19 protein-coding genes are annotated in these 19,438 nt (G+C 32.4%); 7 read left to right on the top strand and 12 right to left on the bottom strand.

The features are described 5' to 3' along the window. Positions 1-725: 725 nt before the first annotated feature. Both ACTHPI_RS02795 and ACTHPI_RS02790 read left to right on the top strand, forming a co-directional pair. Entirely contained in the window at positions 726-1,301 is a 576-nt protein-coding gene (locus tag ACTHPI_RS02795) for a hypothetical protein (RefSeq protein ID WP_445352658.1), read from the top strand. 318 nt (positions 1,302-1,619) lie between these two features. Next, complete coding sequence (locus ACTHPI_RS02790) at positions 1,620-1,763, top strand: hypothetical protein (protein ID WP_445352657.1); 144 nt, start codon at positions 1,620-1,622, stop codon at positions 1,761-1,763. A gap of 257 nt (positions 1,764-2,020) precedes the next feature. Here ACTHPI_RS02790 and ACTHPI_RS02785 read toward each other — a convergent pair whose 3' ends face one another. From ACTHPI_RS02785 to ACTHPI_RS02745, 9 genes are all read right to left on the bottom strand, one after another. Continuing rightward, positions 2,021-3,289: a hypothetical protein gene (locus ACTHPI_RS02785; RefSeq protein ID WP_445352656.1), complete on the bottom strand. Its 1,269-nt coding sequence runs from the start codon at positions 3,287-3,289 to the stop codon at positions 2,021-2,023. Between the two features lie 59 nt (positions 3,290-3,348). Next, positions 3,349-4,401 carry a restriction endonuclease subunit S gene (locus ACTHPI_RS02780; protein ID WP_445352655.1) on the bottom strand — a complete coding sequence of 351 codons (1,053 nt, stop codon included), beginning with the start codon at positions 4,399-4,401 and terminating at the stop codon, positions 3,349-3,351. Continuing rightward, on the bottom strand, positions 4,365-4,637 hold the full coding sequence (locus ACTHPI_RS02775; protein WP_445352654.1) for a hypothetical protein: 273 nt from the start codon (positions 4,635-4,637) through the stop codon (positions 4,365-4,367). Before ACTHPI_RS02775 ends, ACTHPI_RS02780 begins: the two co-directional genes overlap by 37 nt. After that, positions 4,627-6,084: an N-6 DNA methylase gene (locus ACTHPI_RS02770; protein WP_445352735.1), complete on the bottom strand. Its 1,458-nt coding sequence runs from the start codon at positions 6,082-6,084 to the stop codon at positions 4,627-4,629. Before ACTHPI_RS02770 ends, ACTHPI_RS02775 begins: the two co-directional genes overlap by 11 nt. 18 nt (positions 6,085-6,102) lie before the next feature. Then, positions 6,103-9,324: a type I restriction-modification system endonuclease gene (hsdR, locus tag ACTHPI_RS02765; RefSeq protein WP_445352653.1), complete on the bottom strand. Its 3,222-nt coding sequence runs from the start codon at positions 9,322-9,324 to the stop codon at positions 6,103-6,105. A 155-nt stretch (positions 9,325-9,479) separates the two neighbouring features. Next, complete coding sequence (locus tag ACTHPI_RS02760; RefSeq protein WP_445352652.1) at positions 9,480-10,439, bottom strand: beta-galactosidase small subunit; 960 nt, start codon at positions 10,437-10,439, stop codon at positions 9,480-9,482. After that, positions 10,423-12,306, bottom strand: a complete 1,884-nt coding sequence (locus tag ACTHPI_RS02755) for a glycoside hydrolase family 2 TIM barrel-domain containing protein (protein WP_445352651.1) — start codon at positions 12,304-12,306, stop codon at positions 10,423-10,425. Before ACTHPI_RS02755 ends, ACTHPI_RS02760 begins: the two co-directional genes overlap by 17 nt. A gap of 132 nt (positions 12,307-12,438) precedes the next feature. Further along, complete coding sequence (proC, locus tag ACTHPI_RS02750; RefSeq protein ID WP_445352650.1) at positions 12,439-13,203, bottom strand: pyrroline-5-carboxylate reductase; 765 nt, start codon at positions 13,201-13,203, stop codon at positions 12,439-12,441. A gap of 3 nt (positions 13,204-13,206) precedes the next feature. After that, a complete protein-coding gene (locus ACTHPI_RS02745; RefSeq protein WP_445352649.1) occupies positions 13,207-13,656 on the bottom strand; it encodes a GNAT family N-acetyltransferase in 450 nt (149 codons plus the stop codon). A 240-nt stretch (positions 13,657-13,896) separates the two neighbouring features. Between ACTHPI_RS02745 and ACTHPI_RS02740 the strand changes: the two genes are divergently transcribed. Beyond that, complete coding sequence (locus ACTHPI_RS02740) at positions 13,897-14,178, top strand: HU family DNA-binding protein (protein WP_445352648.1); 282 nt, start codon at positions 13,897-13,899, stop codon at positions 14,176-14,178. Between the two features lie 77 nt (positions 14,179-14,255). Here the strand turns inward: ACTHPI_RS02740 and ACTHPI_RS02735 are convergent, their stop codons facing one another. Then, positions 14,256-14,495: a hypothetical protein gene (locus ACTHPI_RS02735; protein ID WP_445352647.1), complete on the bottom strand. Its 240-nt coding sequence runs from the start codon at positions 14,493-14,495 to the stop codon at positions 14,256-14,258. 232 nt (positions 14,496-14,727) lie between these two features. On the opposite strand from ACTHPI_RS02735, the gene ACTHPI_RS02730 reads away from it, so the two are divergent. Together ACTHPI_RS02730 and ACTHPI_RS02725 are read left to right on the top strand one after the other, a co-directional pair. Further along, positions 14,728-15,276, top strand: coding sequence for a TetR/AcrR family transcriptional regulator (locus ACTHPI_RS02730; protein ID WP_445352646.1), 549 nt, complete (start codon positions 14,728-14,730; stop codon positions 15,274-15,276). Positions 15,277-15,352: 76 nt separating this feature from the next. Then, positions 15,353-15,586, top strand: a complete 234-nt coding sequence (locus ACTHPI_RS02725; RefSeq protein ID WP_445352645.1) for a hypothetical protein — start codon at positions 15,353-15,355, stop codon at positions 15,584-15,586. A gap of 52 nt (positions 15,587-15,638) precedes the next feature. On the opposite strand, the gene ACTHPI_RS02720 is transcribed toward ACTHPI_RS02725, so the two are convergent. Both ACTHPI_RS02720 and ACTHPI_RS02715 read right to left on the bottom strand, forming a co-directional pair. Beyond that, positions 15,639-16,196 carry an ECF transporter S component gene (locus tag ACTHPI_RS02720; RefSeq protein ID WP_445352644.1) on the bottom strand — a complete coding sequence of 186 codons (558 nt, stop codon included), beginning with the start codon at positions 16,194-16,196 and terminating at the stop codon, positions 15,639-15,641. Then, entirely contained in the window at positions 16,196-17,017 is an 822-nt protein-coding gene (locus ACTHPI_RS02715; RefSeq protein WP_445352643.1) for a pyridoxamine kinase, read from the bottom strand. Before ACTHPI_RS02715 ends, ACTHPI_RS02720 begins: the two co-directional genes overlap by 1 nt. A gap of 135 nt (positions 17,018-17,152) precedes the next feature. Here ACTHPI_RS02715 and ACTHPI_RS02710 point away from each other — a divergent pair, with 135 nt between their 5' ends. Together ACTHPI_RS02710 and ACTHPI_RS02705 are read left to right on the top strand one after the other, a co-directional pair. Continuing rightward, the gene (locus ACTHPI_RS02710) at positions 17,153-17,956 is read left to right on the top strand and encodes an integrase (protein WP_445352642.1); all 804 of its coding nucleotides are present in this window, start codon (positions 17,153-17,155) and stop codon (positions 17,954-17,956) included. A 157-nt stretch (positions 17,957-18,113) separates the two neighbouring features. Next, positions 18,114-19,265, top strand: a complete 1,152-nt coding sequence (locus ACTHPI_RS02705; protein ID WP_445352734.1) for an MFS transporter — start codon at positions 18,114-18,116, stop codon at positions 19,263-19,265. Positions 19,266-19,438 lie beyond the last annotated feature (173 nt).

The following is a 19,438-nucleotide window of genomic DNA, read 5'->3' as shown; positions in this document are numbered from 1 at the left end:
GATTCTTTTACAGAATTACTAAAATCAATCAAGCAGACCATCGATACTTTCCATGATTTATGGAAAAAGTCGTAAGCAAAAAAGCCGTGTGATACTTTTGGCGAAGCGATCACGGCTCATTTGCTAATATATCGTTAAACCACCGCTCTTTTAGCGGCTCTGCATTAAGGTATCGCGCTGGCAGGCGTGATGCCTTTTTTGTTACGTTTATTATAACATCTCTGATAAAATTTGCGCAATAATTCTACAATTAGCTCGTTGCTTTTCTAAAGAAGCTAAAGATACTGTAAATTCTTTTACAGAATTACTAAAATCAATAATCTAGAAGAAAAAATTCTTGATCTGGAAGTTGAAGAAATTGCTAAAGAACGTATAAATCAACATTCCAATGCACAAGGATCTACCCCAGAAAAGATTTTTGGTCAAAGTTGGAATAATATTAAATTGGATAAAGATGATAGATGGGAATAATTTTAAACTTAAGAATCGAAAAATGAGATTAAGAATAGTTTTCGGTCAAAATCCTAAAACCAAAAATATAGAAATTATTGATATAATAGCAATTGGACATCGACGCCGATCCGAGGTGTACGATATTGCACTTAGCAGAATTAACAATCAATGGTAAATAAAAGCAAGAAGCTGGCTAACTTCTTGCTTTTTGCATATTTCAAAACTCAATTAATTGCTATAATTATGGTAGTTTTAATTTAGGAGGATTAACTGTGGAGAAAAAAATTATCATGGCATTGTCATCAGTGCTTCTTGCAAGTGGGATTGGTTTAGCTAATATTTCTAATAAAGTAGAAGCAGTAAGCAAATATTCTACTAAATATCATCGAGTAGTTATGACTAGAAATACATATTTTATGTCAAAACCCTATGTAGAAGAAGATTTAATTGATAAGGGTATTGATTTGCGAATAAGATGGGTACCAAAAAATAAGTATTTTCAAGCAAAAAATTCTGATATAGGAGCATCGAAAAAACTTATTATATATAAACACGGTAAAGATACTAGCTGGTTTAAAAATAAACTAGCTTCATCAAAGGGTGCTAAGCACTCTCTAAATTCCAGCTACTGGACTAAATATAGACGTGTTAAGGTCTTAAAAGCTACCACTTTTAAGCGATTTGATGCTCTAACCAGAAGATTTATTGGCGGATCAAAGACTTTTCATCGTGGAAACGTAATTAAAGTACGTGCTGCTGGTGAATTTCCTGGGTGGATGTTACCGGGAAGTGGTAGATATTATTGGGTAAGTGAAAAAGCTAATACAAAGTGGCTAAAAGAATATTAATACTAAAAAACTGCAGTTAAGTTTAATAACTAACTGCAGTTTTTTATATCAGTTTGAACCAATTTTCACAATTCAAACTGGAATGTTGCATAAGAGTAGCCAACTCTTTACAACTTAGTGCTCTAACAATAATGCAATAGCCATTTGCACTATAGATGGTAGGCACGATCTCAATAAATACTTACCTTTTACTACTAGTTTAGTATAACATGCTATAGGTAATATAGCTAGAATTTGATACAATATTTAAGGTGCATTTCTAGCATCCTTTAATTTCGATTTATGTTAGCCACATAAATCTAGAAGGGAGGTGGTAGTATGCACGATCTCCTTGAAGCTATAAAAGCTTTTTACTTACCTTTGCTTTTTATGTCATTCAGCGGCATTTTAAAGAGTGCTGCCGAATTAACAAAGCAAGTTAGATTGTTGATTCGCCAACATCAATCTAATAAAAAGAAATAATTTTCTTCAGTTGTAGGGTTTCTTACAACTGTTTTTTATTAACTAAAAAAGTTTTTATTTTATATAAAGTAGCTACATCTTCAAACCAGCCTTAAACATCTTCTGCAAAGAATCAGAATTTATAATTGGCAATGAACAAAACTGCCCTTCTATATATCTTCTAGCAAACGAGGCACCTTTCTCCCCTTATTCTTAGCATCCCTAATATTAAATACTGAGGTTAGAGTACTTACACCTGTATATTCCCCACTTAAGCTCTACTCAATTGCAGAAATATGTACATTCGATAAAAATATACGATCATATGCAACGATACTTTCAATTGGAACATCTAGCTTATACAAAATAAAGTTATAAATTAGATGTTTTAAAAACTTCACAGCGACTTCTTTTTCAGATATAGTTTTTAATAAATAGTCACTATTTTCTTTAACGTTATGAACATAGTAATCTCTAGTATCTATTAAGCATTGAAAATATAAACTTAATTTATCGTTATCTATGAACATATTAAATTCTGATTGTATCTCACTCGGTAGTTTTGCAAACCAAAACTCAAATTTACTAATTAGGTTTTGAATTTTATTTCCATTACTATATGTTTCACCTGCCATATAAAAATCTATTGAATTAACTAAGTTAACTAATACACTGTTAATATCTATCTTATTACTCTCTATATTTACTAGATAACTTCTTTTTAGGTTTTCTAATTTTTTATCATCTATATATAATTTACGGATTATACTTGGAAAACTATCTTTTAATATAGCAAAGTTAAAAAAAGAAGATGTAATCAATCCTTCTACTGCAGCTTTAGACATTATTTTTTCTATGTTTACATAATTATTTCCGGTATCATCTAAATATAGAACAGACAATATATTTGCGGATTGATTACTTATTAACGAAATAAATTGCTGAAATACTTTTATATATTTTCTAATCTCATTGATATTTTGTTTAACATTAAAAAGTAATCTTATTCCCAAATTCCTATTAACTAATAATTCCGTTCTATTTTTAATCTGATGCAACTCAGGACAAATATATATACTAATCTCATCGGTTTTACCCAGTAATATTTCTTTATAATCAGAATCTTCTATAGTCTTTAATTCAGGATATAAAATTCTCCCTAAAATATTTGTTTCTTCCATGTTCACTACTACAGATTTATATTTTTGGTTAGAACTAAATTGATTTTGTGAAAAATCAGAGTTAAAAGATAACAGTGTAACAGTTCTAAAATCTGGATTCCCATTATCTTCAGCTTTTTCAATATAATCATTTAATCTAATAAAAATATTTTTATTCAAAAATCCATAAATATTAGGTTTATTTAAGTCTAATTCTTCATTACCCTTCAATACAATAGTAATGGTAACAACACCGTTTTCACACTTTAAAGTGCCCACATATCCCTGTAAAATTTTTTCTTTATTTGAAGAATTACTAAAATATCCAATTGCTTCAAATTTATCTTTTGAAGTTACGTTAATCTTATTAAGTGCATTTTCATACATAGATTTACCTCCCATATTGAATATATTATCAACATTAACCTAAATTACTTAACAACTTACTAACCCTTTGAACTATTTTCCCTTGTTCTTTTAAGGGGGGGAATAGGTACAGCTAAGTCTTGTAAATCACTTTTTCTAATTGACGGAGAATTATCTCCTTTCATTAATTTTGTCATAGATGATATGACATAAGTAGATAAAACTAAATAAAAAATATAATTCTTATTTAATTTACTAAATGGTTTCAATACATAAAATCCTGTACTTCCAACTTTATAATTACTATTTTCAGGAACCATAGCAATATTTTTTAAGTATGGCCTTACTAAAGAAAACAGAATATCGTTTTCATCTAAAACTTGTCGTGCACGAGATGCAATTTTATCTTTTGAAATATCGATATATTTTTCATCAGTAATTTCAGGCAAACTTTTGCTCTTCTTAATCTTGCCTTCCTTAACCAGTTCTGCTTTTTCTGTCTTAATCTTCTCAAGCAATACACTTGCTGGTTCATCATCTGGATTCTGCTCAACCAGCTTCCCGCGCATTGCCAAATCCAGCACCTTAGAGCGCAATATCTTCTTAAATTTATCGTATTGTTGATTAGAAGATTCGACTTTGCGAAGCAAAGCGAAGAGCTCTGCTATTTTAGCAGCGATTCGACTTTGCTCTTTTAGCGGTGGAAGAGGAATTAAAAGTTTAGTTAATTTTTTTAAATAAATTCCTTTTTGAGTAGTACCTTTAGCATTATTATTAATTTGAATATTAAACATTGGAGATTCAACAACATTTAATAGATAATAATTTACAATCATAGGCTTTAAAATTGCTAAACTTCTTTGAGCAGTAAATTGCTTATCAGTCTCCACAACTGTCGCAGCTCCTAAAGTACCTACTACAGTTAAAAGTACATCTCCTCTTCTAATCTCTGTTCGTTTATCTTCTTTTTCAAATTGTTCATCTGTTACAAATCTATTTGATAGAGAGAAATCTATTTTATTATTTTTTATATTTATTGCTGAAATAACCTGCTTGCCTTCTCCTGAATTAGGTGGTGGATTATGAGTCCCATCAGTTACCTTTTTACATACCTCCCCCCTAATCTCACCCATTCCCAACTATCAGGAATATCAAAGGGCTTCTCAGTATCAGTAATTTCAGGCAAAGCTTTACTCTTCTTAATCTTACCTTCTTTAACCAGCTCTGCTTTTTCTGCCTTAATTTTCTCTAAGAGTACACTAGCTGGTTCATCTGTTGGATCTTGCTTGACGAGTTTTCCTCGCATTGCCAAGTCTAGTATCTTTTCTCTTAATGCTTGTGCATCGAACTCCAAGCTATTAGTCTTCATCATCAATCCCCTTTAACGCTTCATTAAGCTGCTCAATTGCATCCCTAATCTCTCTCGACTTCTCATCCATACCCTTTAAGATCTTACCAAGTGACAATTGCACCTTCTCTTCTTCATCACTCATCCAAGAAATATCTAAACTGGTATTTGGACGCTTCAAAATTTCATCAATCGTAAACTTACGCCAGCGACCATTCGGATTCTTCTCCTTGTCCCAAGTCTCTACACGCTTAGTTCGATCATCTACACAGAATAGTTTTTCAAAATCGGCAAAGTCCTTCTTATTAAGCGGATTTCTCTTACCAAATGATCGCATCTGGTGACGCATGTCATAGATCCAGACATCTTTAGTATTACCTTTATCTTCTTTTCCACGTGTAAAGAACAAGACGTTAGTTTGTACACCTTGAGCATAGAAGATTCCAGTAGGCAATCTCAAGATAGTATGCAAGTTGCACTTCTCCATTAAGTCACGTCTAATTTCTTCGCCTTTTCCATCAGCAAACAACACATTATCAGGCACCACAACTGCAGCACGTGCTTTGCCATCATGCTTAAGTGAATTATAGATAATTTGCAAGAAGTTAAGTTGTTTATTAGAAGTTGGGAAAGTCAAGTCTTCACGACCGCTACTAGTATCAGCGCCTTTTTTAGTACCAAATGGCGGATTAGTTAAGACAACATCGAAGTTCTTCATCCACATTCCATTAGCTGATAAAGAATCTCCTTGGCGCAAATCTCCATCCATTTTATGCAAGTATTCATTCATCATAGCTAAACGGTGGGTGTTTGGAACAAGCTCCATCCCTGTGAAGGCATCATGAACTTGGAAGTCATGTTCATCATTATCTAAGTGTCTATAATCATCATACTTATCCTTCAAATATTGATCTGCACTTACCATAAAGCCAAAAGTTCCGGCTGCCGGGTCATTCATTCTCTCGCCTAATTCTGGCTTAGTCATTCTCACCATCATATTGATAAGAGGACGTGGCGTGAAGTATTGGCCAGCTCCTGACTTGACCTCACTGGCATTTTTCTCCATTAAGCCTTCATACATTTCCCCAAGGCCTTCTTCACGTGCTTCAAACCAGTCAAGTTCATCAATATCATGAATAATTTTTTCTAAGTTCTTAGGCTTATCAAGTGAAGTTGAAGCATTGGCATAGATGGTGTTGATTTTAGGATTATCTACAACATTTGGATTACCCAAGTCAATTAGCATTTGACGATAGAAGTCCATCAAGTCGCGACCTTCATGCTTGATAAGATTATTCCAGCGATATTTTTCCGGAATTTGGTTTTCTAGATTTTCATCTGCTTCATCTACCATCTTCAAGAATAGAATATAAGTAAGTTCAGTGATGTAGTCTTGATAACTTACCCCATCATCACGCAGAACATTACATTCATTCCATAACTTTTGTACAATTTCTTGCGTTGTCATTGCCATTATTTTTCTCTCCTACACATATAAGTTTTCATTTAAAGTAACAATAATTTGGTCTATATTTTCATCGAAAATCTTCTTCATTCGACGATATCCACCATTAGTCTTAAAGTAACTCATTCCATCAAAGATGGTTTTTGCATCTGGACCTAGCAGATCATTACTTAAGAGTTCATTTTCAATATTTGTGAGCCACTTCTCTTGTTTAGGGTTCCAATCAGTCATTCCCCTAACTTTTTGCATGGCATTATGAATACGCACAGCATGGTCAACTAATTCTGAACCATTAGCAGCATTTCTAATAAAGCTAATAATATCAGCTGTAGTTTGACGATGTTCTTCTTCTTTCCATGCATCCCTCAATTGATTAATATTGAAGCCCTCTTCTTCTAGTTGCAGTTTGACCTGTTTTAATTCATCTAAAGTAAGCTTGGCTGGATCATTAACAATTAAGTAAATTCCCTCTACATTTAAATGATCTTGAATATATTTAGCGAAATTATCTAGATAAGCCTTTGAATTTTCACTATTGCCATAATTGCGACTTGCCCCTACAAATTCATCTTCTTCATTAGAAATAATCTTTTTAGCGCCATTTAGTAGATTCATTTTATCCAGAATTTCTAAATTATTCCATTGTTCCATGAACTTGTCTTTTGACAATTTACTCAAGCTTCTAGCCCAGTTCTCAATTGAATGAATTTGAGTTAATTGTTCAAACTTTTTCTTATTCTTATTATTCATGCGCTTAATTTTACGCTCAACAGCTCCTGCCATATCAGTTTGATAAGGAGTAGTGTTATCTTGAACTTCGAAGAAGTCTTTTTTATGTTTCATAAAGTAATGCACATTATGGCCCGGATCTTTAACTACCGGTTTCATATTTGTAACCTTATTCATTGCCTCATAAATACCAACTGCATCATAGATATGGAAGATAGATTTATTAATTTCAGGACACAATCTTGTAGCTCTTCCCAGCATCTGCTCATAGAGGATACGAAATTTTACTCTACGTAAGAACACCAGATTAGTAATTTTAGGCACATCCACCCCAGTAGTCAAGAGATCAACAGTGACTGCAATATTTGGATATTGCTCATTTTTAAAGCGACGAATTTCATAATCTGGATGTCTAAGTGAACCGGTAATTTTTTCAATGGCATCATCGTCTACTGGATTTCCTGCATCTTTAAATGCCTTTTTAAGTAAGCCCACAATCATATCAGCATGGGCATCATTTGCTGCAAAAATCAATGTCTTTCCTTGACTGCTGTCATTAGGATCTAGATATTGCTTAGCAAGTTGTTCACATACTACTTTATTGAAGCTTTCATTAATAACTTGCTTATTAAAGTCACTCACATCAAAGTCCATATCATCCGGAAGCTTTTCCGTAGCAATTGTTTGCTCAGCTTCATTGTAGACACTTACACTAGCATTCTTTTTGAAATGGATTCCTTCTTGAGAAAGTTTGGTTTTAATCACAGTTGGAGCATCATGGTCGACCAAGTAGCCATCAATAACTGCTTGTTGATAGCTGTAAGTATAGACTGGCTGACCAAAGATTTCTGTTGTTTGTAAAGCTGGCGTAGCTGTCATTCCTAAGGCAGTTGCATCAAAATAATCAACTACTCGACGATACTGGCTGACATAATCATCTTGATTGTAAAACTTATACTCGTTATCATTTAAATCTTTATCTTCAGCATATCCACGGTGAGCTTCATCAACAATAATAAAATCATATTGACCAACAGTCGGCTTATCTTTTTCATCTTCATTAAAGAAAAGTCGCTTAATCATCCCTTGCACAGTTGCAATCTGAATTTTAGTAGTTGCTTCCGGCATTTTGTCGTTTAGCTCTTTTAAGCCATAAATCTCAGCAATTGTATTAGCACCTATTTTATTATCTTTAATTGCACCAGCCGTTTGTTCACCAAGAGAGCGTCTATCCACCAAGTATAGAATGCGGCGCACACGTTTATGAAGTAATAAGCGATACATTAAGGCAATTGCAGTTCTGGTTTTACCAGTACCTGTTGCCATTGAAAGTAAAATACGCCTTTGTCCTTTAGCAACAGCTGCTTCAATTGCCTTAACTGCTTCAACTTGGTAATCACGTTTATCAATAAAGTGAGGAAAATCTTCATCCTTAGCTAATTTTTGATCTGCGTCTTCTTTACTAGTTGCAGTAAGTTTTAATTTTAAATCATCTGGTGAATGGAAACTTTCTAAAGCATAACTACTTTCCTTAGGATTACGTGCATCCCAAAACCAAATTCCAGATTTTTCTTGATATTGTTTCAAGTATGGTCGTCCATTAGCTGTATAAATAAAAGGCACCTGATATTGACCCATATTTTCATTAACTAATGTGTAAGCTGTACTAAAAGTAACTTCACGCGAATATTCCTTAGGTTGAGCTAGTTGACCAGCAATATCTTCATCCCAGCGTTTTGCTTCAACAATTCCATAGAATTCTAAATCCCGGAACAAAGCATAGTCAGCACGCTGGCCATTTGGTAAAACCCACTCAGCAATAGCCATATTACGTCCTTTTTCAGGCAAAGTTTTTTTAGTTTGATTATTTAAATTAACACTGTCAGCTTCCCAGCCCGCTTCTTTTAGTTGCTCATCAATTAGCTGCCTAGTTTCTGCTTCTGATAAGTGATGCTTTTTAGCATAATTAACATTAACTTTATGACGTCTTTCTTGCTCTTCAGGTGTAATAACCACCTTTATCTTCTGCGCTTCTGCTTGCATCTTTTCAATTTGCTCAGTCAGACGCTTAATTTCTTCGGCTTGGTTTTGAATAATTTTTCGATTATCTTTTGGAATCTGATAGTCTTTTAATTTATCTTGAGAATAAGCTTCCAAAAACCACTGCCAAACTTTAAATGCCAACTTATCTACTTTAAGTGCCATAGCAGGTGTTGCAACAAACTGGTCATCATGGGTAGCTTTGTTTCTGTTTAAACGCAAGATGTTCAATGCTCCCAATATCGCAGCCGGATAATCATTATTAGAACGGGCAAGCTTTTCAATACGTTCTTTTTGATTCAATTTCCAGTCAACAATTTTATCTAAGTGCATGATTTCTTTAACTAATTGTTCACCAAAAGTTCCAAAAACAGTTAGACTGCTGCGAGCATCTGAGTAGATCAAGCTTTCTGCACTAGTAGCAAGCTTAGCATATTTTTCGTAATCAATATCTGCTGTCACAAAATTTGACATACTTTTTCACCTTTTTATTTAAAATTCTCCATAGTATCTTTATTATAGCAAGATTGGCAAATTGACAAAAATTATTTTCGATAAATAAATACCTGTAGTCCACTTAAAAAATGACTACAGGTATTTTAATTATATATTATAAATAAAAGTATTAATTATTTTTTATTTATTATAAATGAAAATTCAATGTCTTTATCACTAGGGATGTGATACTTTTCTTCAACATCTGCACCCCAACTATCAATTCCGCCAACTCCGCGAACTTTACCAGCAATTAATAAGACAGTTCTACGTGCAAGAGGCAACTCTTCAATGTGAGTTGCATTTTCAAGTTCTTCTGAAGTATATGGCAAACAGCTAAAATTAAATGATTTATCTGCTTGACTTATCTGCAAACTAAAGGGTTCTGCAGAATGATCGGCATTATTTTGTGTATTAGTTCTTGTAATAGTTAAATTTTCTGTTTGCATATGCATTCCATTTTCTTGAGGAACTAAGTATTTTGTAACAGGAAGTCCTTCAATATGATAATTACCATGTTTAGCCCCCGCCATTCGATCTGGATAAGTTTCACCAGACAAACCAGTATACTCAAATCCAGTTGCCTTAGTTGGCATAATAAAACGCATCCCTAAAACTGGTAGCTCTGGCAAATCACTTTTACCAAAATAGTGCATAGTTACTTTAATTTCACCACCATTACTTACTTCATACGCAATTTTAACTTGAGTACTTGGAATCGTTAAGGTTTCATAAGTATAAATTATCTTAACTTTATCAGCATACTCATTATTTGAAAATTTATTCGTATCTGGCGCAATCGGTAATTTTTCAAAATGATGGTCATCAACTGTTAAATCGATTCCAATACATTTTTGAAACATGTCTGCACCAAGCCACTGAACGGACTTAATATTAAATCCGCTTCCGCGATCATTATCAGTAGTTGCTCTCCAAAAACTTGGTGTAGGTACGCGATAGAGCCATTCTTTTCCAGCTAAGTTTAATGACTCCAATCCTCCTCGATCATAACTAAATACATAAGAAAAGTCTTCACCTTCAACGCCAAGACTTGCGTCACCGTAAACTATATGTAAATTATTTGTGTAAGCCATAGTAATATCTTACCTCCTGCATCGCTGGTTTTGGCGTTCTATCTGCGAACATTAAGCCATCTCCTGAAAATTCATAATCTGAATGACGATCATCAAAGTCGCCGCCATATCGAAGTACTTTTTTACCACTAACAGGGTCTGTAACTAGAAGTGCCTGATCGATAAAATCCCAAATAAAACCTCCAAAGTATTGTGGATATTTATCAAGTAATTCAATATATGAATTCATACCACCATCTGAATTACCCATGTCGTGCATGTACTCACATTCCATGAATGGTTTATCAGGATTATTTTGCAAATATTCTTCAACTTCTTTTGGAGGCATATACATACGACTTTCAACATCTGAAATGCGGTCGCGATAACTTGGTCTATGACATACTCCTTCATAATGAGTTAAGCGGCTATCATCATGACTCTTGTAAAACTCATTCATTGCTGCAATATCATCACCAGCATAAGCTTCATTACCTAGCGACCAGAATAAGATAGCTGTATGATTTTTAAAAGTTTCATAATTGGTTCTAGCTCGATCAACTACTGCTTCTTTCCATTGAGGTAAATCCCCTGGAACATTATATGAAGGCTCAACTTGCCCCATTTTCTGCCAAGTTGCGTGCGATTCTAAATTATTTTCTGCCATCACATAAATTCCAGCTTCATCACATATATAGTACCAAGGGATTTGATTAGGATAGTGACATGTACGAACAGCATTAATATTATTTTCTTTAAAAGTTTTAATATCATTTACCATATCTTGTTGAGTAATGGCACGTCCACGTTCACAATTCCACTCATGTCGGTTAACACCATTAATTATTAAACGCTTGCCATTTAATAAAACTACATGATTTTTGTTGATTTCAATTTTTCTAAAGCCAAATTTATATGGAACAAGTTCTATTAAATTACCATCTGTATCTCTTACTTCTATTAAAAGTTGATATAAATATGGATGATGGTTGTCCCATAAATGAATATCCTTAAAGCTCTTATTTAATACTTCAACTTTTTCACTAAGTTCTTGAGTTTCATCAAGTAAACTTTCACCATCTTCGTTTAATACCCGAACGCGAACTATACCTTCTGCTTCTTCATTAAACTGCAATTTAGCATTAAATTTACCATCTTTAAAACCATCATCAACTTGCGGACGAATATCTAAATCAATCAAATGTCCTTCTGGAATCGCAAGTAAATTAACATCTCTAAAAATTCCGGAAAAACGAAACATATCTTGATCTTCAAGCCAAGAGGCTGTTGAATGCTTAAAAACTTCAACAACTAATTCATTTCCTTCATCTTCAACATATGGAGTTAAGTCAAACTCTGAAGGAGTGAAACTATCTTCAGCATACCCTACAAAATGTCCATTAAGCCAAAGATACATTGCTCTTTCTACTCCATCAAATTGAATGTGAATTGGCATTTTGCGTATATTTTTATTTAAGTCAAACTTTTTGAAATAAATTCCTACTGTGTTGTCTTTACCACGACTAAACGAGCCCTCCTCAACTTCTTCTGGACTTAGGGCATAAGCAGGTCGTCTAAAAATTTTTCCTTCCCAAGGAATCAAAGTGTTAATATATTGAATTTGACTATAATTATTAAGTTCAATTTCACTTGGAACTTCTATTTTATTAGTTGAATACTGGTAATTTTTTTGATAAAAATCTTTTGGTACTTCAATTGGGTTTTGATAAAATTCAAAGTTCCATTTACCATTTAAACTTTGTTTATAACTTGTAGCGTTATTTTGCCATTCAGCATAATTTTTATAATATTGATGGTCACTGTGAGCTGGCAATTGATTAACCCTAAATACTTCAGGGTCATCAAGCCATTTAATATTTGCTTTCATAGCTTTCTCCTATTCGTTTTCTTCCTCATCATCAATTATAGCGCTTTCATTATAAATATTATAGTCATTTTAGTAAAAAATTTACTAAAAGCAATAAAACACTTGCAATAAATACAAGTGTTTTAGTTAAAATTAGTTTTGATTAGCTTGATTAACCGCATCAATTACTGAATAACGAAAACCATTTTTTTCAAGGGCCACAACACCTTTAATGGTGGTTCCTCCAGGTGAACAAACTTGAGTACGTAATTCACTTGGAGATTTTTTAGATTTTAGAGCTAAATTTGCACTTCCCTTAATCATACTTGCTGCTAACTTAGTTGCAGTAGAACTATCTAATCCGTTCAATACTCCTGCTTCATTAAGTGCTTCAATAAATACATCGACAAAGGCAGGTCCGCAGCCACCAATTGTTCCTACAATGCTTAATTTATCTTCTGCAACTTCTATTACATCTCCTAATTCGCTTAACACAGCAATAATCTTATTTTTATCATTATCCAAGATACTTGAAGGCGTATATAAGCCTATTGTTCCTTCTTTTACTGAAACTGGAGTATTAGGGATGATTCGTGCAATTACTTTATTAGGTAAAGCCTGCGTTAATTCTTGATAACTAATACCAGCAGCTGCAGAAATAAATATTGAATTTAAACTTCGCATTTGTTGTGCTACTTCTAAAGTTACACTTGCTGGTAGTGTTAATATTACTAAATCAGGTTTTGAATTTACTAATTCAGCAATAGAATTTACTAACTTGAAATTAAGCTCTTTTGATAATTTTTCTACTCTTGGATTTTTATGATTTTCTGCAATAAGTTCATTGTTAGGGTTTTTGCTTAGACCTTCTATCATTGCACTTCCCATATGACCTATACCAACAATAGCTATTTTCATTTTTTACCTCAATTCTTTCTTATAATAGACCATATCCTTTAACTGTACACCAGCTTCAAAAATAGGATGGTCATAATTTTTAATAAAGAAATCCTTTATCCTGTGAGAATACTTAAAGCCACACTTTTTATAAAATGGGACTGTTAGTGGACTATCACCAGTTCCAACTTGAATAAAGGAATATTTACCAATATTATTTTTAATAATAAAATCTATTATTACTTTACCATATCCTCTACCCTGAAATTCAGGCTTGATAGCAATATTTTTAATTTCGAGAGTTTTATTTTTATTATCACTAATCACGCATTCACCTACTACCTCTCCATTATCTTTTAAAACATACATTTTCCCTTTATTCAAATACTTATCAATCATATCTTCTTGTTCATCAGCAAGTAGCAACAAATCAAGATATTGTTTTTTATTATGTTTTATTTCTTCAATCTGCATTTTTAAATCCTATCTATTTATTATTAAGTTTATCATTATAATGATAATTTCTGATAAATCTTCTTAAAATAATAAATTTTTAATGCATCTTTGGCAAAAAAGAGGTAAACTTACTTAAGTATTATTTTTTGACGAAACCCTATTCTATCAATACTTCAACTATGTTAGAATAAGGTAGCTAAGGAATTTGGACTTTTAGCCACTTTCCGAATATTGTCAAAGCAGAAAGAGGTATTTTAAATGGCAACTATTAACAAAGCAGAATTGACTAAGCAAGTTGCAACAGCAGCTGACATGAAGAAGACTGAAGCTGATGCAGCTATCAACGCTGTTTTCAGTGCTATCGAAAAAGCACTTGCAAATGGTGAAAAGGTACAACTTATCGGCTTCGGTTCATTTGAAGTTCGTGAACGTGCTGCTCGTAAGGGTCGTAACCCACAAACTGGTGCAGAAATTACTATTCCTGCAACTAAGGTTCCTGCATTCAAGCCAGGTAAGGCTTTGAAGGATGCCGTTAAATAAGATTGATTTAACATCTTAAAAAATAAAAACTCACAAGGGAAATTATCCTCTTGTGAGTTTTTATTTACTTAATTTTTTTACTTAGCAATGGTAACGCGTGGATAGTCATTGTTTTCAGTAGAATCACTACCAGTAGCAACAGATGTCTTCTTAGAACTATCACTGTCAGAATCTGATGTAGACATGTCTAAAGTAAGATCTGTTTCATCATCATTATTATTGTTTGACTTAACTTTGTCATAAACAAGTTTACCAATTGCACAAGCAGCACCAAGAGCAAATGCTCCGATACCAACAATCGCCATAGCTTTCTTCATAATAAGATACACCTCTTTTTCAAAATCTAACTCTTACTTTTATTATAGGAGAAATACTTACAAGTTGCACAGAATAAGCCTTACTAAAGTTCAATATTAACTTTTAGTATTATGAAAATTAGTTTATTTGTATTATATTCATTTATTTTTATAATTAGTTGAAAAATATCCTCAATAAAGTTATTATAAATATATAACAGATGTTTTTTAAAGGAGATCAAAAAGAGAGTAAATGAAAGAAATAAAAAATAATACGGAAGAACTTTTGATAGCTGGGGCAATTGCCTACATTTCTAAATATGGCTATCAAAATCTTTCTGTTCGCAAGTTTACTAAAGAAATCAATATGACAACAGGTGCTTTTTATAAGCATTTTAAGGACAAACAAGAACTATATAATACTATATTAAAAATCTTATCAGAAAATTTTATTGAAAAGTTACCCGATATGAGTGGTAAAAGTTCACTTGATCAACTTATTGAACTTTCTCAATATTTTATTAGTCAAGCAGAAAAAAATCCTAATATAATTACTTTTATCCTCTTTACCGAATCAAATGCTTCTTATGTATTTGGATCAAGTATTGATAGTTGTAGTTTAAGAGTTAAATTTCTTGATTTAGCTAAAAACTTAAATCACTCCAGTCTATCTGATGAAGACTTCTTTTTACAAATTTGGTCCTTTATCCAAGGTTATCTTCTACTAGTCAAGAACCGTTTAGCAAAGTATGATCCTAAACTTGTAGAAAGAACTTTATTGCAACTAGTAAAAGAAAAATAATTAGCTATATTTGAACATTTTTGATGCAATATGAACTATAATAAGAAGTGTAAAATATTGCAAATGAGGTGTTATTATGAAAAAAGTTATCGCATTTAGTGCCGGTTTGTTAGCTGGTGGTCTTGCAGGTATCGTTGCTAAAAAAGCAATTAAGAAGACCAAGGCAGAAGCTGCAGAAGACGAAGAAACTCCTGCTGTAAGAATTTATGAAAATTTAGAGAATGATCCTAAAGAACAAGAAGAATTTGCAGATGTTTCTAATGTAAAAGCTGACGCAATTAATCATGGATATGTTCCAGTAAAATATTAATATTAAAAAAATCCTGAAATTCATTTCAATATGAGTTTCAGGATTTTTAGTATTATCTTGCACGTCTTAATACTTTACTAGATACTTCAGTTAATGCAAAATAAAGTAATGGTGTACAAATCGCTGTTGTGATAGAGTTGATTACAGTTGCAGGTAAACTCAAAAATGAAGCAATATAGGCTACTTTTAAAGTTGTACCAACCATTAAAGCTCCAATAATTGATACACAATAAGTCGTCAGAATTTTTGTTAAACCTGCTACAATTCCAAGAATGATAATATTTTTCTTTGTATCTTGATAATTCATTAAACGAAAAATTCCACTCAAAACACTCGCTACCACTACTACTTCTAGCATTGTAAGCCAAGAGGTTGCTGCATAGCCATTAAGAATATCAAAGCTGCCTAACCCAATAATTCCAGCCAGCATTCCTTTTCTATAACCTAAATAAAGAATAGCAACTGCTGTTAAAGTATTACCAAAATGAATAAAAGGTCTTCCAACAAGTGCTGGAATTGGAATTCGCAATACCCAAACGCCTAAATAAATTAAAGCAGCAAACATTCCCGTAATAATAACATTTTGCAAAGAATTCTTATTATCTCTCATTATTTTTTACATTCCTCCATTAAATAACTTAAACCAGCAGCATAATTTGGTCCAAATCTTCTATCTTGATCATTAGGCGTATTTTTAATTGCAATTTTAACAAACTCTCCAGCTATTTGAGCAGATTCTTTTAATCCTTTTTTTGCTAAAACTCCAGCTAAAAAACTACTAGCAAACATGTCACCTGTACCAAAAAATGAACCTGATAATTTATCTTCTAAAATACTCCAAGCTCTTTTATCTTCTACTCCAACTATTCCTATTTTGTTATTTAGCGGAATCCCTGTAATAATTACTTTAGATAAGGCAAATTTTTCAATTAATTCTTCTGCTAATTCTCTTGCTTGGGCTAAATCTACGTTATCTAAGGAAATTTTTTTATTCAATAAATACATCGCTTCTGTTAAATTAGGAGTCAATATTGTTGCTTGTTTAACTAACTGCCGCATTTTTTCTACATATTCATTATTCATTCCGCTATACAACTTACCATGGTCACCCATCACTGGATCAATTAAAATAAACTGATTATCTACAACTTCTAATTCATTAAGCCAAAAGTCAATTGCCCCTCCACCTAAATATCCTAAATAAATTGCAGAAAAGTCAATTCCTGCGTCATGCCAGTGATTCGTGATTTTTTTCATTTCCTCGCTTAAATCTAAATAAGTATTATTGCCAAATCCACCAGTATGAGTTGATAAAATAGCTGTCGGCAACAAGCCAACTTGATAACCACATGCAGCTAAAATTGGTAAAGCTACTTCTGATGATACTTGTCCTACACAAGATAGATCTTGACTAATTAACACGCTTTTCATTTATTCACCAACTTATTATTCTTAATAATGTTTTTTATTAATTAATTATACGTTACAAAGAATTTTAGTACAATTTCATTTATCTATAGTATACTTAATGCAGTAACAACTTATTAAAAAACGAGGTGCATAAAAGTGACATATCCATACAAGAAGAACTTTCATAATTATTGTAAAACTGAAAAAAAGTTAACTGATGCTTCAATCGCATTAACAGAAAAATCAGCCGATACTTTTTGGAATTATTATATCAATAGTATAGATAATCCTGATATTAATAAAGTTACTGAAACGGATTTACGAAACTTTTTTAATTCTTTAGAGACAGAACTTCATTTCAAGAAAAATACAATTAATAAATACGTTAGTCATATTAAAGCTTACTTTACTTATCTTTATAGTCATCATTTAATTGATAATTATCCTGTTGTAATGATTAGTGGTCGTTATTGGAATCGCCAGCATGATGTAGTGATAAATTGGATGAATAAACTTCCAGAAATTGCCCAAATTGATGGCTTAAATCCAATCACTATTAAGTTTATGCTTGCAACTGCGCTAGGATATAAACCTGATGAAATATTGCGCTTGCGTTTTAACACAGTAATCCAACAACTTAATAATGATGTGCTAATCGACTATATTGGGACTCATTGTGACTTTTCTCATGAAGATAATCCTTATCTAATTTCCAAAAAAAATGGTGGCTTTTATGCATCTGACTTCAACTTAGCACGTACTATTGAACCAGATCGTGAAGTGTTAGGAATACAATTAACTTTACAAAGTTTACGTTTAAGCTATGTTTATTCAAAATTAAGTGACAAAACTAAAACAGATGAAGAATTGAAACAAATTTTACGTATTAATCAAAAGTCACTTTTATACTATCGTAAAAATCTACTATTATACGTACATACTCATGAATTTAAACTTTAAATTTTCGCAAAACTTTCTTTATACTTTTTTAATCCATCGTTCGTATTGACTTCTGGCATAATATCTTTCGTAGGAAATTTAGAAAGTAGGAACAGAAGTGAATCACAAAAACTCATTTATTCCTTGGTGGATTTTTATTGTTTGTTGTTTTATTTCGATGATTGGTTTTGGACTTTTAGTTAATACTATTGGTTTGTTTTTTGGACCTGTCAGTGAATATTTTAAAGTAGGTCGAGCAAATGTTGCTCTAATGACTACTTTCCAAAATGCAGCAGCTGCAATTACACTTTTATTTGCTGGAAAAATAATGGAAAAAGTTAACTTACGTTGGCTTTTAACTGCCTGTTTTGCATTAATTGCAATTAGTATGGGAAGTTTGGCTTTTGCTAACACATTAATACATTTTTATATTGCATGGACAATTATTGGAGTTTGTCAGCCAATTGCAATCACCTTATCAATTCCAGTATTACTCAGTAAATGGTTTAATGAAAAACTCGGAACCGTAATGGGAATTTCATTAGGTTTGTCCGCATTTGGGGGAACAATTTTTAACCCAATTATTGCAAGTATCATTACTAAATTCGGCTGGCGTGGAGGCTTTATTGGTGAAGCGCTGCTAATTGCCCTAATTTTAGTTCCTTTGGTAATTTCAATTAAACCAAAACCAGATGATTCTCATCCTGCATACGGAAAAATCACTAAAAATGAAACTAGCAAGAGCTTGGCTGGAATAAACTTAAAAGCTGCTCTAAAAACTCCAGTTTTTTATGCATTAGCTTTTGCCATGTTAGCTCTTCAATTTGTTTCTGGAAGTGTTCAACATATTTCAGGACATATTACCAATATCGGAATTTCTCCAATTACTGCAGCTACTGTTGTATCAGGAGTTATGATTGGTGCAGCTGTTGGTAAAATTTCAATTGGATATTTATTAGATAAATTTAATACTCGCTTAGTCTTACTTATTTATAGCATTATGGGTGTAATTGGATGGAGTGGTTTAATCGGATTTAAAGAAAGTTCAATGCTTATCCTTTCAGCTTTTATCTTAGGATTAGGTCAAGGAGTATGCTTAGTAGCTCTTCCTTACATTATTCGACAAGAATTCGGTGAAAAAGACTATAGCAACATCCTGTCAGTCATTAATATGTTAGGAGCCTTTGCTATGTCAGCATCTGTATATTTAGTTGGTCTTTTCTTTGATCAAACAGGCTCATATAACTTAGGATGGATAATTAATGCAACTGCTTATATATTAAGCTTTATAGTTATGTTTTTAACTGTAAAAAAAACTAATAGTAACTAAAAAAGTAACCTTAGCTCATTACAAAGAGTTAAGGTTACTTTTTTACTTTTGAATAAAAACAGGAGTTAAGCTGATTGCCTAACTCCTATTTTCTTATGTATGATTATTACCATACCATAAAGCCATAAGCTAACTAATTAATAGGACACTACTCCCATTAATTTCAACATTAG

It is taken from the genome of Lactobacillus sp. PSON (assembly GCF_052615405.1).
The sequence above is the reverse complement of the archived record's forward strand: the minus strand, read 5'-3'. Positions and strand labels throughout refer to the sequence as shown.

Bases quoted from the DNA above. Each gene is read 5' to 3' on its own strand.
- ACTHPI_RS02775 (WP_445352654.1), bottom strand. From the start codon at position 4,637: ATGAAGACTAATAGCTTGGAGTTCGATGCACAAGCATTAAGAGAAAAG.
- ACTHPI_RS02790 (WP_445352657.1), top strand. From the start codon at position 1,620: ATGCACGATCTCCTTGAAGCTATAAAAGCTTTTTACTTACCTTTGCTT.
- ACTHPI_RS02730 (WP_445352646.1), top strand. From the start codon at position 14,728: ATGAAAGAAATAAAAAATAATACGGAAGAACTTTTGATAGCTGGGGCA.
- ACTHPI_RS02780 (WP_445352655.1), bottom strand. From the start codon at position 4,401: ATGGGTGAGATTAGGGGGGAGGTATGTAAAAAGGTAACTGATGGGACT.
- ACTHPI_RS02785 (WP_445352656.1), bottom strand. From the start codon at position 3,289: ATGTATGAAAATGCACTTAATAAGATTAACGTAACTTCAAAAGATAAA.
- ACTHPI_RS02740 (WP_445352648.1), top strand. From the start codon at position 13,897: ATGGCAACTATTAACAAAGCAGAATTGACTAAGCAAGTTGCAACAGCA.
- ACTHPI_RS02755 (WP_445352651.1), bottom strand. From the start codon at position 12,306: ATGAAAGCAAATATTAAATGGCTTGATGACCCTGAAGTATTTAGGGTT.
- proC (WP_445352650.1), bottom strand. From the start codon at position 13,203: ATGAAAATAGCTATTGTTGGTATAGGTCATATGGGAAGTGCAATGATA.
- ACTHPI_RS02760 (WP_445352652.1), bottom strand. From the start codon at position 10,439: ATGGCTTACACAAATAATTTACATATAGTTTACGGTGACGCAAGTCTT.
- ACTHPI_RS02705 (WP_445352734.1), top strand. From the start codon at position 18,114: ATGATTGGTTTTGGACTTTTAGTTAATACTATTGGTTTGTTTTTTGGA.
- ACTHPI_RS02735 (WP_445352647.1), bottom strand. From the start codon at position 14,495: ATGAAGAAAGCTATGGCGATTGTTGGTATCGGAGCATTTGCTCTTGGT.
- ACTHPI_RS02725 (WP_445352645.1), top strand. From the start codon at position 15,353: ATGAAAAAAGTTATCGCATTTAGTGCCGGTTTGTTAGCTGGTGGTCTT.
- ACTHPI_RS02745 (WP_445352649.1), bottom strand. From the start codon at position 13,656: ATGCAGATTGAAGAAATAAAACATAATAAAAAACAATATCTTGATTTG.
- ACTHPI_RS02770 (WP_445352735.1), bottom strand. From the start codon at position 6,084: ATGACAACGCAAGAAATTGTACAAAAGTTATGGAATGAATGTAATGTT.
- ACTHPI_RS02720 (WP_445352644.1), bottom strand. From the start codon at position 16,196: ATGAGAGATAATAAGAATTCTTTGCAAAATGTTATTATTACGGGAATG.
- ACTHPI_RS02715 (WP_445352643.1), bottom strand. From the start codon at position 17,017: ATGAAAAGCGTGTTAATTAGTCAAGATCTATCTTGTGTAGGACAAGTA.
- hsdR (WP_445352653.1), bottom strand. From the start codon at position 9,324: ATGTCAAATTTTGTGACAGCAGATATTGATTACGAAAAATATGCTAAG.